The sequence below is a fragment of the Actinosynnema sp. NPDC023658 genome, from assembly GCF_040639995.1.
Lineage (GTDB): Bacteria > Actinomycetota > Actinomycetes > Mycobacteriales > Pseudonocardiaceae > Actinosynnema.
The window spans coordinates 1-11,256 of record NZ_JBFAAX010000171.1 but is presented as its reverse complement, the minus strand read 5'-3'; the positions used below and the strand labels follow the sequence as shown (position 1 = coordinate 11,256).

Genomic DNA, 11,256 nt, shown 5'->3' with positions numbered 1-11,256 from the left:
GCCGAGCGGTTGGCGCGGTTGCAACTCCTCCGCGACCGCGACGAAGTACCGGAGCTGGCGCAGTTCCACCGCCCGGATCCTAGGCGGCTCGCACCCGGTGGCCACCGGACCGGGGCGTCACGGGCGTGGCCCCGCTTCTCCCCGGTCCGCCGCCAGGCGCGCTCGTCGCGTCGCCAGGAACGCCCGCTCGGTGTCGTTGGTGGCCAGGCCGATCGCCTCGTCGTAGGCGGCGACGGCGTCCGAGGTGCGGCCGAGCCGGGTCAGCAGGTCCGCGCGGGCGGCGGGCAGCAGGTGGTAGCCCGGCAGGTCCAGCTCGTCGACGATCGCCAGGGCCAACGCCGGTCCGTGCACCTCCGCGACGGCGACCGCGCGGTTGAGCGCCACGACCGGGGTCGGGGAGTGCTCCAGCAGCTGGTCGTAGAGCGCCAGCACCTGCGCCCAGTCGGTCGCCGGCCCGTCCGTGTGCACGGCGTTGATCGCGGCCTGCAACTGGTACGGCCCCGGCCGACCGCGGCGCAGGCACCGCCGCACCAGCTCGTGCCCCTCCGCGATCAGCTCCCGGTCCCACAGCGACCGGTCCTGCTCCGCGAGCACCACCAGCTCACCCGAAGGCCCCACCCGCGCCGGCCGCCGTGCCTCGGTGAGCAGCAGCAGCGCCAGCAGACCGAGCACCTCCGGCTCGTCGGGCATCAGCGCGGCCAGCGCTCTGGTCAGGCGGACGGCCTCCAGGCACAGGTCCGTGCGCAGCAGCCCGCCCGACGTCGACGCGTACCCCTCGTTGAACACCAGGTAGAGCACGGTGAGCACCGAGGTCAGCCGATCGGGCAGTTCGGCGGCGTCGGGCACCCGGTAGGGGATGCCGGCGTCGCGGATCTTCTTCTTCGCGCGGACGATCCGCTGGAAGACCGTCGCCTCGGGCACGAGGTAGGCCCGCGCGATCTCCGCCACCTCCAACCCGCCGAGCAGGCGCAGGGTGAGCGCCGTCCGCGCGAGCGGTGACAGCGCCGGGTGGCAGCAGGTGAAGATCATGCGGAGCTGGTCGTCGCGCACCGGTCCCACCTCCTCCGGTTCGTCGTTCCGGTGCAGCGCCAACGCTTGCGCGTGCCGGGCCTCCCTGGTGGACTCCCGGCGCAGGCGGTCGATCGCCCGGTTGCGGGCGGTGGTGACGATCCACGCGCCGGGGTTGGGCGGCAGCCCCTCGTCCCACTTCCGCACGGCCACCGCGAACGCGTCCTGCACGGCTTCCTCGGCCAGGCCGATGTCCCCGAGCAGGCGCGTCAGCGTGGCGACGCACCGGCCGTACTCCGCCCGGTAGACGGCGTCGAGGTCCATCAGCGCCGGCGCGATCCGTCGTCGAACGGGCGCACCTCGATCGGCTGCCCGCAGGCCAGCGCGCACTTCTCGGCCCAGGCCAGCGCCTGGTCGAGGTCGTCGACCTGGATCACCCAGAACCCGCCGAGCTGCTCCTTCGTCTCGGCGAACGGGCCGTCGGTCATCGTGGTGGTGCCGTTGCCGGGCCGGACGACCGTGCTGGCGTCCGAGTGCCGCAGACCGCCGACGAAGACCCACGCGCCGGCGGCCCTCATCTCGTCCGTGACCCGGCCGGTCCTGGCCATCTGCGCCAGCACCTCCTCCTCCGGCTCCGGCGGTGCGCTCTCGTCGACCTGGACGGCGAGCAGGTACTGGTTCATGGCGGGCTCCCTCGGTGTGCGGCCGGTCCGTCGCCGGCCCCTCACCCTGGCTACGAACCGATCCGACGCCATTCGACACCACCGCGGGAAAAGTTTCCGGAAGACGTCCCGACCCCCCGGATCGCGGTCCGCGCGGGGCCTGTCCGGACGGCCGGACCGCCGGCGCCGGCTGGGCAACACCGGAGAAACGCGGCACGTGCCGGACGGGCGGACTCGCGCGTAGCGTCGCAACCATGAGTGCTGCGGAACGCGGACGGGTGCGGGTGGAGACCGGGACCAAGCGGGTTCGGGCCTACCTGGCGGGCGAGCTGGTCGTGGACACCACGAGGCCGGCGCTGGTGTGGGAGAAGCCGTACTACCCCACGTACTACTTCCCGGCGGAGGACGTCCGGGCGACGCTGGTGCCGACGGGCGAGGTGAAGCGGTCACCGAGTCGGGGCAACGGCCAGTTGTTCGACGTGAAGACCGGAACCGCCACCGCGGCGGGCGCCGGCCTGCGCTACCCGGACTCGCCGCTGGAGCCGCTGCGCGACCTCGTCCGGCTGGACTGGGATGCGATGGACGAGTGGTTCGAGGAGGACGAGCCGGTCTACGTCCACCCGCGCGACCCCTACACCCGGGTCGACGCGCTGCAGAGCAGCCGGCACATCCGGGTGGAGGTCGGCGGCGTCGAGGTGGCGAACTCGCACCGCCCGGTGATCCTGTTCGAGACCGGCCTCCCGGCCCGCTACTACCTGCCGATGACCGACGTCCGGCTCGACCTGCTGCGGCCCACCGAACTGCGCACCAGCTGCCCGTACAAGGGCACCGCCGAGTACTGGTCGGTCGTGCTCGACGAGGAGACCCACGAGAACGTCGTGTGGGGCTACCGCAACCCGCTGCCGGAGAGCAGGCAGGTCGCGGGCCTGGTGGCGTTCTACAACGAGAAGGTGGACACCTACGTCGACGGCGTCCTGGAGGAGCGTCCCCGGTCCCACGTCAGCTGAGCCCCCACGCGGTGCGACGGCGCGAGCGCGAGGCGCCGCCCGTACGGCGGATGGCCGGGCCTGATCACTCCGGGAACGCTTGCCAACCATGGACGTCTTCCCCTCCACCCCGAGGGCCCACCGCAACCCCGTGGTCGTCGCTCGCAAGAAAGCTCTGCTCAAAGCGCCCCACATGGCGAAGTTGACGGAGTTCGCCCAGCGCATCGCCACCGAGCGCAAGGTCGACGTGCCGCTGTTCGACCCGGCCAGCGGCGGCGTGAACTCGAAGGTCCTGCTGCTGCTGGAGTCACCCGGGCCCGCGTCGGCGGGCTCGGGTTCCGGCTCGGGCTTCAACTCGCTGGACAACGACGACCCGACGGCGGCGAACGTGTTCGCCGCGATGACCGAGGCGGGCCTGTCGCGGCGGGTGTGCGTCAACTGGAACGTCGTGCCGTGGGTCCTGCCGAACCGGGAGCCGTCGCCCGCGGACCTGCGCGCGTCGGTGCCGTACCTGGTGGAGCTGCTGCGGATGCTCACCGCGCTCAAGGCGGTCGTGGTGCTGGGCAGGCCCGCGGGCACCGGCTGGACCCTGTCCGGTCGCGGCCACAAGCTGAAGGTGTTCAACGCGCCGCACCCGTCCCCGCTGTCGATCAACCGCGACCGGGCGGGCCGGTGGCCGCAGCTCGTGGACGCCTTCCGGCAGGCCGCCAAGGCGGTGGAGGGCTGAGCGCGCGGGGTTGAGCATGGGGGCGTCCCCCCGACCTGGGTCGGGCCGGCCGATCGCCGCTCGTCATGCGGACCGCGCCCGGCCTGCCTAGCCTGGGTCAATGGCCCACCTGGCGCTGCGCCGACCCCTGGTCGGACTGGCGGTCTTCGTCGTGGCCGTCGCCGCGGTCGCGGTGATCGGCTCCCTGTCCGCCCTCTCCGCGTCCTCCGACTACGAGCAGCTGCGCACGCCGTCCTGGGCGCCGCCCTCGTGGTTGTTCGGGCCGGTCTGGACGGCGCTGTACGTGATGATCGCGCTGTCCGGCTGGCTGTTCTGGAAGCGGCACGGCACCGGGCCGGAGCTGGTCCTGTTCGGCGTCCAGCTCGTCCTCAACGCCGCCTGGACGCCCTTGTTCTTCGCCGCCGGCCGGTACGGGCTCGCGCTGGTCGACATCATCGCGCTGCTCGTCGTGATCATCGCGCTGATCGTCGCGTTCGCCCGCAAGCACCGCGTGGCGGCGCTGCTGCTCGTGCCCTACCTGGCCTGGGTCGGCTTCGCCACGGCCCTCAACGCGAGCATCGTCAGCCTGAACTGACCTGGACCGGACCCGACCGCCTACCCGGCCGGGTCCGGTCCGAACACCTCCATCAGCTCCGCCGGCGCGACCTCCTCCAGCTGGGCGTACGTGCACGACCCGGGCGTGCGGTCCGGCCGGAAGCGGACGAGCCTGCTGGTGTGCCGGAACCGCCGCGCCTGCAGGTGCTCGTACCGCACCTCCGCGACCAGCTCCGGCCGCACGGGCTCCCACGACAGCGTCTTGGTCGGGTTCCATCGGCTCTGCGCGCCGGGCGTGGTCGCGTCCAGCCCGGCCCACTCCGCCCACGGGTGGTCCGCCAGCGCGCCCTCCCGGTACGGCGCCAGCTCCCGCACCAGCTCGCGGCGGCGCTCGGCGCTGAAGCTGCTGGCCACGCCGACGTGGTGCAGCACGCCCGCGTCGTCGAACAGGCCGAGCATCAGCGAACCCACGCCCTCGCCGTCCTTGTGCGGCCGGTACCCGGCGACCACGCAGTCGGCCGTGCGCTCGTGCTTCACCTTCCACATGACCCGCTTGTCCTGCTCGTACGGCAGGTCCGTGCGCTTGGCCACCACCCCGTCGAAACCCGCGCCCTCGAACCGGGTGAACCAGTCCTCGGCCCGGTCCGGGTCGTCCGTCGCGGGCGTCAGGTACAGGCCGGGCACGTCGGTCAGCACGTCTTCGAGCAGCCGGCGGCGTTCACCGAACGGCGTCGGGGTCAGGTCGCGGTCGTCCAGGGCGAGCAGGTCGAAGGCGACGAACCCGGCCGGCGTGTCGACGGCGAGCTTGCGCACCCGTGACGCGGCGGGGTGCAGCCGCAGTTGCAACAGGTCGAAGCTCAACCCCTCGGGCGTGACGACGACGATCTCGCCGTCCACCACGCACCGCGGCGGCAGGCCGGCCAGCAGCACCTCGACCACCTCGGGGAAGTACCTGGTCAACGGCCGGTCGTTGCGCGAGCCGAGCTCCAGCTCCGCGCCGTCGCGGAACACGACGCACCGGAACCCGTCCCACTTCGGCTCGTAGACGAGCCCTGGCTCGCGCGGCACCGAGTGGACGGCCTTGGCGAGCATCGGCCGCACGGGTGGCATCACGGGGAGGTCCACGCCGCCGAGCGTAGGTCGAACCGGCGGATTCCACCGTGGATCGGAATCGAGGGCGGGAGTTGTCCGCAATGGGTCCTAGCGTTGCGGCAACACCGAAACGGAAGGCAGACCCCCACCATGAGCACCACGGCCACCGCCACCTCCTCCGCCCCCACCTCCGACGCCTCGGCCGAGCTGACCGACCTCCTGTCGACCCTCGCCCAGCACCGCGGGTTCCTCCGCTACACCGTGCGGGATCTGGACGACGAGCAGGCCCGTCGGACGCCGACCGCCAGCCAGTTGTCCCTGGGCGGCCTGATCAAGCACGTCCGCACCGTGGAGGAGGCGTGGGCGCGGTTCGCGGTCGGCGGCGCGGAGCTGATGGAGAGCGTGGAGCAGGACTGGGAGAACGGCTTCCGGATGCTGGAGGACGAGACCCTGGGAGGCCTCCTCGCGGACTACGAGGAGACGGCGGCGAAGACCGAGCGCCTGATGGCGGACCTGGACCTGAACACCACCCACGCGCTGCCGGTCGCGCCCTGGTTCCCGCCGGGCGTCTCGTGGTCCGTCCGCCGGGTCCTGCTGCACCTGATCGCGGAGACCTCGCAGCACTCGGGCCACGCCGACATCATCCGCGAGACCATCGACGGCCAGAAGACGATGGGCTGACCGGGGGCGGGAACGCAGTCCAGCGGCCCGGCTAGCGGCGGCAGAGGCGGCGCACGGCGTCGGCGTGCGAGGGGTAGCGGGGGGCGAGGGTGTCGGCCTCACCGAACGTGACGATGTCGTCGGTGTAGGGCGGCACCACCACCGTGCCGACCAGCGACCACCCGCCGTCCGGCTCGCCGGCCTGCCACACGCCGGCGGGCACCACGACCTGCGGCCGCTGGCCCGCCGCGAGGTCCGGGCCCAGCACGGGCGTGGTCACGGTGCCGTCCGGGTGCAGCAGCAGCATCCGCAGCGGAGCGCCGTAGTGGTGGGCGTAGATCTCGACGTGGTCCAGCTTGTGCACGCCGGAGAACTCGCCCTCCCGCAGCAGGTAGTAGATCGCGGACACCTCGGGCGAGCGCCACGACTGCCCGAACCACCCTCCCTCCACCGGCAGCTCCGCCAACCCCAGCGCCTCGACGACCTCGTCCGCGTTCAACGCCGCACCCCGTTCAACGCCGTTCACTACAGCTCCGCCTCCACCGATCCGTGCACCACGACCATGCCCTTGCCCAGCCGCTTGGCCGTGTACATCGCCGCGTCCGCCGTGCCGAGCAGGTCGTCGGCGGTCAGCGACGGGTCGAATGCGTCCCGGTGCGAGATGCCGATGGACGCGCGGATCACGTGCGAGCCGTTCGCGGTCCGGTGCGGTTCGTCCATCGCCCGCAGCACCCGCCGCCCGATCTCCTCCGGCGGCTGCGGGTAGCCGTCGACCAGCACGCCGAACTCGTCACCGCCCAGCCGGGCCACCACGTCCTGCGACCGCACGCACGCCTGCAACCGCGACGCCACGATCCGCAGCACCGCGTCACCCTCGGCGTGGCCGAAGTTGTCGTTGACGTCCTTGAAGCCGTCCACGTCGATGAACAGCACCACCACCGGCGACGAACCGGCCAGCGCCGTATCCAACCGCTCCCGGAACAGCGCCCGGTTCGCCACCCCGGTCAACGGGTCGTGGTAGGCCTGGTGCCGCAGCCGCTCCCGGCTGTCCCGCAGCTGCTCCAGCAGCTTGACGTTGTCGATCAGCGTCAGCAGCTGCCGCGCGATCACCAGCAGCACCACGCCCAGCCCGACGTAGATCTCCAGCGGGTTGAGCCGCACGCCGGTCGCCGTGCCGACCACGATGAACAGGCCCGTGACCAGCATCGGCAGGTACGGCACCAGCAGGTGCAGCAGCTCGCCCGCGCGCAGCCTGGTCGCGCCGGCGCGCTCGCGGGAGCCGCCGCCGGGCGCGACGGAGCTGAGGAAGAACAGCGCCGGGCACACCATGAACCCGATGTCGGCGGCCGTCGGTATCGCGGTGACGCCCTTGCTGACCAGGTACGCGAACACCCAGCCGGACGCCGACTGCGCCAGGCCGGCCAGCGCGATGAACAGCACCGGGAGCTGCCGCACCGACCGGTGCGTCCACGACGACACCAGCAGCACGACCAGCATCACCAGGTACGCCGCCGGGTGCGCCACGACGGTCGCGAACCCCGGACCGGAGGTGGCCCACGCGCGGACCATCGACTCCAGCAGCGACACCCACGTGAGCACGAACAGCGAGCCGACCACGATCAGCCCGTCCAGCGCGACCACGAGCCTGCTGCGGTGACCGGGCAGCTTGCCCGACCCGCCGTGGGCCAGCACCAGGACCGCGCACAGCGTCAGGCAGGGCACCAGCATGAACCCCAGCGGCGCCAGCGTCGACGAGGGCAGCACCACCCCGAGGAACACCTGGCCCCAGATCCACGCGGCCAGCCCGACGACCAGGCACGCCATCGCGGCGGCCATCCACAGCCGCCACCGCCGCGCCACGCCCTGCCGCCGCCGCGCCGCCCGCCAGTACGACACCATCGCGGCGGTCGCGGCGACCCACTGGGCGATCTTGTCGACCGCCACGGCCGTGGGCCGGTCCAGCGCACCGGAGACGACGAGCAGGACGGTGGCGGCGACCACGACGAAGACGGCAGCGGTGATGACGCCGAACCGCCTCAGGGTCATGGCACCCCGCTCATGCCGCCACTGGAGTCGATCAGTTGACCGAGCCACTGTAGTAAGCCGGTGACGCTGTGTCGATCGGGGGGTGTCTGTTGGTCACCGTGCGCGTGTCACGCAGGCCTTCCGCCGCGCCCACCCTCTAAGGTTCGAACTGGTGTTCGTCCGGAGGTTGAGGGGACCAGCGTGCGCGTGTTCGGAGTCGACCCCGGCTTGACCCGGTGCGGTTTCGGGGTGGTCGACGGCGGGGCCGGCCGCACCGTGCGACCGGTGGCCGTGGACGTGGTCCGCACGCCCGCGGACGCGGACCTGGCCGTGCGGCTGCTCCAGCTCTCCGACGCCGTCGAGCAGTGGCTCGACCGGTACGAGCCGCAGGTCGTCGCCATCGAGCGGGTGTTCAGCCAGCACAACGTGCGCACCGCCATGGGCACCGCGCAGGCGGGCGGCGTGGTCGCCCTGTCGGCCGCGCGCCGCGGCCTGCCGGTCGTGTTCCACACGCCCAGCGAGGTCAAGGCCGCCGTCACCGGCTCCGGTCGCGCGGACAAGGCGCAGGTCACCGCCATGGTCACTAAGCTGCTCGGCCTCAAGACCGCGCCCAAGCCCGCCGACGCCGCCGACGCGCTGGCGCTGGCCATCTGCCACCTGTGGCGCGCGCCCATGCGCTCACGCCTGGAAGAGGCGCAGGCGAGGGCGGCTGAGATGGCCCGGACGCACCGCGCGAGACTGGCGCAGGCCGGCGCCCGGATGAGCGCGCCGGCCGCCGTCCGGCCGTCGCCCCGGTCGACGGCCGCGAAGACCGGAGGTGAGGGCCAGTGATCTCGTCGCTGCGCGGGCAGGTGCTGTCCATCGGGCTCGACCACGTCGTCGTCGAGGTCGGCGGCGTCGGCTACGCCGTGCAGGCCACACCCGCCACGCTGGCCACGCTGCGGCGCGGCGAGGAGACCCAGCTGGCCACGTCGCTGGTGGTGCGCGAGGACTCGCTGACCCTGTTCGGGTTCGCCGACGCGGAGGCCCGCGAGCTGTTCGGGCTGCTCCAGACCGTGTCCGGGATCGGGCCGCGGCTCGCGCTGGCGACCCTGGCCGTGCTGGAGCCGGACAAGCTGCGCGCCGCGCTGGCCGAGGGCAACATCACCGTGCTGACCCAGGTGCCCGGCATCGGCCGCAAGGGCGCCGAGCGGCTGATCATCGAGCTGCGCGACAAGGTCGGGCAGCTCGCGCCCGCGCCGAGCGCCACCGGCGACGCCGGCCAGGTGCGCACCCAGGTCACCGAGGCGCTGCTGGGCCTGGGCTTCCCCGCCAAGCAGGCCGAGCAGGCCGTGGACGCCGTGCTGGCCGCCGACGGCTCGCTGGGCACGTCCGAGGTCCTCCGCCGCTCGCTGGCCACCCTGGGCCGCAAGCGATGAACCACGACGACCAGGTCGAGGACACCCTCAACCCGCTGCCCGACCCCACCGAGCGGGACGTCGAGTCCACCCTGCGCCCGAAGGACCTGCACGAGTTCGTCGGCCAGCCGAAGGTCCGCGAGCAGCTCGAACTCGTCCTCCACGGCGCGCTGCGGCGCGGTGCGCCACCCGACCACGTGCTGCTGTCCGGCCCGCCCGGCCTCGGCAAGACCAGCCTCGCCATGATCATCGCGGCCGAGCTGGGCGCGTCGCTGCGCATCACCTCCGGCCCCGCCCTCGAACGCGCCGGCGACCTGGCCGCGATGCTGTCCAACCTGGTCGAGGGCGACGTGCTGTTCATCGACGAGATCCACCGGATGGCCCGGCCCGCCGAGGAGATGCTGTACCTCGCGATGGAGGACTTCCGGGTCGACGTCGTGGTCGGCAAGGGGCCCGGCGCGACCAGCATCCCGCTCGACATCGCGCCGTTCACGCTGGTCGGCGCCACCACCCGGTCCGGCGCGCTCACCGGACCGCTGCGCGACCGGTTCGGCTTCACCGGCCACATGGAGTTCTACAACGCCGACGAGCTGGAGCTGATCCTCCGGCGGTCCGCCAAGATCCTCGGCGTCGACCTGCGCGAGGACGGCGGCCGGGAGATCGCCGGCCGGTCCCGCGGCACGCCCCGCATCGCGAACCGCCTGCTCCGGCGCGTGCGCGACTACGCGGAGGTGCGGGCGGACGGCGCGGTCACCCTCGACGTGGCGCGCGAGGCGCTGAAGGTCTACGACGTGGACGAGCTGGGCCTGGACCGGCTCGACCGGGCGGTCCTCGGCGCGCTGGTCCGGTCGTTCGGCGGCGGACCCGTCGGCGTCTCCACCCTGGCCGTCGCGGTGGGTGAGGAACCCACCACGGTCGAGGAGGTCTGCGAGCCCTACCTGGTGAGGGCCGGGATGCTGGCCCGCACGCCGCGCGGCCGGGTCGCCACCGCCACCGCCTGGCTGCACCTCGGGCTCCAGCCCCCGCCGCAGGCGCCCGGCGAGACCACGCGCTCCCTGTTCGACGACGCCTCCGAGTGATCAGGATGACTCACCTGGCACAATCGGCAGCGGCACCCCAGAAATTCGGACGTACCGGGCGCTGATCGCTCCCGACCCGTCCGGTTGATCGGAGAATGATGGACCTGTCCTCCTTGATGTTCCCGCTGCTGCTCGTGCTGCTCGCGGTGCCGCTGTTCCTCAGCGCCCGCAAGCAGAAGCGGGCCGTCGCCGAACAGCAGTCGCTGCTGAACTCGCTGGAGCCGGGTGACCGGGTCATGACCACCTCCGGGCTGTACGCGACGGTGGCCGGCGTGAACGACGACGACAACACGATCGACCTGGAGATCGCGGACGGCGTGGTCACCACTTGGCTGCGCCAGGCCATCCGCGAGAAGGTGGTCGTGGACACCGAGACCGACGCGGTCGTGGACGACGTCGACGACGTGGACGAGGTCGCTGACGGCGTCTACGTCGAGGCCGACGACGTCAAGGCCGTCGACGCCAAGCCCGCGCAGCAGGAGAGCAAGAAGTAACCCGCAGCAACCAGACGTAACCCGCAGCAACCTGCGGACCCCTCGGCCTGGAGCCGGCAACTGTCAACGTGCCGACTCCAGGCAGTGACGCGCAGCTCACACCATCAGGGGTACGCTCCGGCATCGCTGACCTTGTCAACTATCAGGAGACGGACGGACCGTGGCACCTCCGGCCGGGCAAATCCGCCCCGCGAAGTACCTGGGCGCATTTGTCCTCATCGTGGTCGCGCTGTACTCCCTGGTGTTCTTCACCGGGAACGGCAAGGCGACCCCCAAGCTCGGTATCGACCTCCAGGGTGGCACCCGTGTCACGTTGACCGCCCGGGCTCCTGATGGGAAAGCGCCTTCGGAAGAGGCGCTCAACCAGGCTCGTACCCTCATCGAGACGCGGGTAAACGGCCTGGGTGTGGCGGGTCCGGAGGTCATCCGGGACGGCACCAACCTGGTGATCACGGTCCCCGGCTCCGACAGCGAGGGCGCCAAGCGGCTCGGCCAGACGGCGAAGCTGAACTTCCGCAAGGTCATCGGCTCGCCGGTGCCCAACGCGCCGGCGGCGCCCGAGACCAGCGCGCCGGCACCGCGACCTTGGACG

Annotated in this window: 13 protein-coding genes and 1 pseudogene; 9 read left to right on the top strand and 5 right to left on the bottom strand. The window is 72.4% G+C overall.

The genetic code is table 11. The annotated features are described in order from the left end of the window. Nucleotides 1-117: 117 nt before the first annotated feature. Both AB0G02_RS19105 and AB0G02_RS19100 read right to left on the bottom strand, forming a co-directional pair. Nucleotides 118-1,332 carry an RNA polymerase sigma factor gene (locus tag AB0G02_RS19105; RefSeq protein ID WP_360795918.1) on the bottom strand — a complete coding sequence of 405 codons (1,215 nt, stop codon included), beginning with the start codon at nt 1,330-1,332 and terminating at the stop codon, nt 118-120. Beyond that, the gene (locus AB0G02_RS19100; protein WP_360795915.1) at nt 1,332-1,691 is read right to left on the bottom strand and encodes a YciI family protein; all 360 of its coding nucleotides are present in this window, start codon (nt 1,689-1,691) and stop codon (nt 1,332-1,334) included. The genes AB0G02_RS19105 and AB0G02_RS19100 overlap by 1 nt, the downstream gene beginning before the upstream one ends. 233 nt (nt 1,692-1,924) lie before the next feature. Here AB0G02_RS19100 and AB0G02_RS19095 point away from each other — a divergent pair, with 233 nt between their 5' ends. The 3 genes from AB0G02_RS19095 to AB0G02_RS19085 all read left to right on the top strand — a co-directional run bounded on the left by AB0G02_RS19095 (nt 1,925) and on the right by AB0G02_RS19085 (nt 3,957). After that, entirely contained in the window at nt 1,925-2,677 is a 753-nt protein-coding gene (locus AB0G02_RS19095; RefSeq protein WP_360795912.1) for a DUF427 domain-containing protein, read from the top strand. 172 nt (nt 2,678-2,849) lie between these two features. Beyond that, entirely contained in the window at nt 2,850-3,383 is a 534-nt protein-coding gene (locus AB0G02_RS19090; RefSeq protein ID WP_360795909.1) for a uracil-DNA glycosylase, read from the top strand. A gap of 100 nt (nt 3,384-3,483) precedes the next feature. Beyond that, entirely contained in the window at nt 3,484-3,957 is a 474-nt protein-coding gene (locus AB0G02_RS19085; protein WP_360795906.1) for a TspO/MBR family protein, read from the top strand. Between the two features lie 20 nt (nt 3,958-3,977). On the opposite strand, the gene AB0G02_RS19080 is transcribed toward AB0G02_RS19085, so the two are convergent. Continuing rightward, nucleotides 3,978-5,042: an ATP-dependent DNA ligase gene (locus tag AB0G02_RS19080; protein ID WP_360795903.1), complete on the bottom strand. Its 1,065-nt coding sequence runs from the start codon at nt 5,040-5,042 to the stop codon at nt 3,978-3,980. Between the two features lie 117 nt (nt 5,043-5,159). Between AB0G02_RS19080 and AB0G02_RS19075 the strand changes: the two genes are divergently transcribed. Beyond that, entirely contained in the window at nt 5,160-5,690 is a 531-nt protein-coding gene (locus AB0G02_RS19075; protein ID WP_360795900.1) for a DinB family protein, read from the top strand. Between the two features lie 31 nt (nt 5,691-5,721). Here the strand turns inward: AB0G02_RS19075 and AB0G02_RS19070 are convergent, their stop codons facing one another. Next, nucleotides 5,722-6,195 carry a cupin domain-containing protein gene (locus AB0G02_RS19070; protein ID WP_360795897.1) on the bottom strand — a complete coding sequence of 158 codons (474 nt, stop codon included), beginning with the start codon at nt 6,193-6,195 and terminating at the stop codon, nt 5,722-5,724. Beyond that, nucleotides 6,195-7,715: a GGDEF domain-containing protein gene (locus AB0G02_RS19065; protein WP_360795894.1), complete on the bottom strand. Its 1,521-nt coding sequence runs from the start codon at nt 7,713-7,715 to the stop codon at nt 6,195-6,197. Before AB0G02_RS19065 ends, AB0G02_RS19070 begins: the two co-directional genes overlap by 1 nt. A 180-nt stretch (nt 7,716-7,895) precedes the next feature. Between AB0G02_RS19065 and ruvC the strand changes: the two genes are divergently transcribed. The 5 genes and pseudogenes from ruvC to AB0G02_RS19040 form a co-directional block, all read left to right on the top strand. Then, the gene (gene ruvC, locus AB0G02_RS19060) at nt 7,896-8,525 is read left to right on the top strand and encodes a crossover junction endodeoxyribonuclease RuvC (protein ID WP_360795891.1); all 630 of its coding nucleotides are present in this window, start codon (nt 7,896-7,898) and stop codon (nt 8,523-8,525) included. Next, on the top strand, nt 8,522-9,112 hold the full coding sequence (gene ruvA / locus AB0G02_RS19055; protein ID WP_360795888.1) for a Holliday junction branch migration protein RuvA: 591 nt from the start codon (nt 8,522-8,524) through the stop codon (nt 9,110-9,112). The genes ruvC and ruvA overlap by 4 nt, the downstream gene beginning before the upstream one ends. Next, a complete protein-coding gene (gene ruvB / locus AB0G02_RS19050) occupies nt 9,109-10,170 on the top strand; it encodes a Holliday junction branch migration DNA helicase RuvB (RefSeq protein WP_360795885.1) in 1,062 nt (353 codons plus the stop codon). The genes ruvA and ruvB overlap by 4 nt, the downstream gene beginning before the upstream one ends. A 98-nt stretch (nt 10,171-10,268) precedes the next feature. Then, the gene (yajC, locus tag AB0G02_RS19045) at nt 10,269-10,664 is read left to right on the top strand and encodes a preprotein translocase subunit YajC (protein ID WP_360795883.1); all 396 of its coding nucleotides are present in this window, start codon (nt 10,269-10,271) and stop codon (nt 10,662-10,664) included. Nucleotides 10,665-10,824: 160 nt separating this feature from the next. Beyond that, nucleotides 10,825-11,256 (top strand): annotated as a pseudogene (locus tag AB0G02_RS19040) (protein translocase subunit SecD); the annotation flags it as partial.

What these genes read in the sequence shown, in the direction of transcription:
- AB0G02_RS19065 (WP_360795894.1), bottom strand. Translation starts at nt 7,715, where the DNA reads ATGACCCTGAGGCGGTTCGGCGTCATCACCGCTGCCGTCTTCGTCGTG.
- AB0G02_RS19090 (WP_360795909.1), top strand. Translation starts at nt 2,850, where the DNA reads ATGGCGAAGTTGACGGAGTTCGCCCAGCGCATCGCCACCGAGCGCAAG.
- AB0G02_RS19075 (WP_360795900.1), top strand. Translation starts at nt 5,160, where the DNA reads ATGAGCACCACGGCCACCGCCACCTCCTCCGCCCCCACCTCCGACGCC.
- AB0G02_RS19105 (WP_360795918.1), bottom strand. Translation starts at nt 1,332, where the DNA reads ATGGACCTCGACGCCGTCTACCGGGCGGAGTACGGCCGGTGCGTCGCC.
- AB0G02_RS19085 (WP_360795906.1), top strand. Translation starts at nt 3,484, where the DNA reads ATGGCCCACCTGGCGCTGCGCCGACCCCTGGTCGGACTGGCGGTCTTC.
- AB0G02_RS19100 (WP_360795915.1), bottom strand. Translation starts at nt 1,691, where the DNA reads ATGAACCAGTACCTGCTCGCCGTCCAGGTCGACGAGAGCGCACCGCCG.
- AB0G02_RS19095 (WP_360795912.1), top strand. Translation starts at nt 1,925, where the DNA reads ATGAGTGCTGCGGAACGCGGACGGGTGCGGGTGGAGACCGGGACCAAG.
- yajC (WP_360795883.1), top strand. Translation starts at nt 10,269, where the DNA reads ATGGACCTGTCCTCCTTGATGTTCCCGCTGCTGCTCGTGCTGCTCGCG.
- ruvB (WP_360795885.1), top strand. Translation starts at nt 9,109, where the DNA reads ATGAACCACGACGACCAGGTCGAGGACACCCTCAACCCGCTGCCCGAC.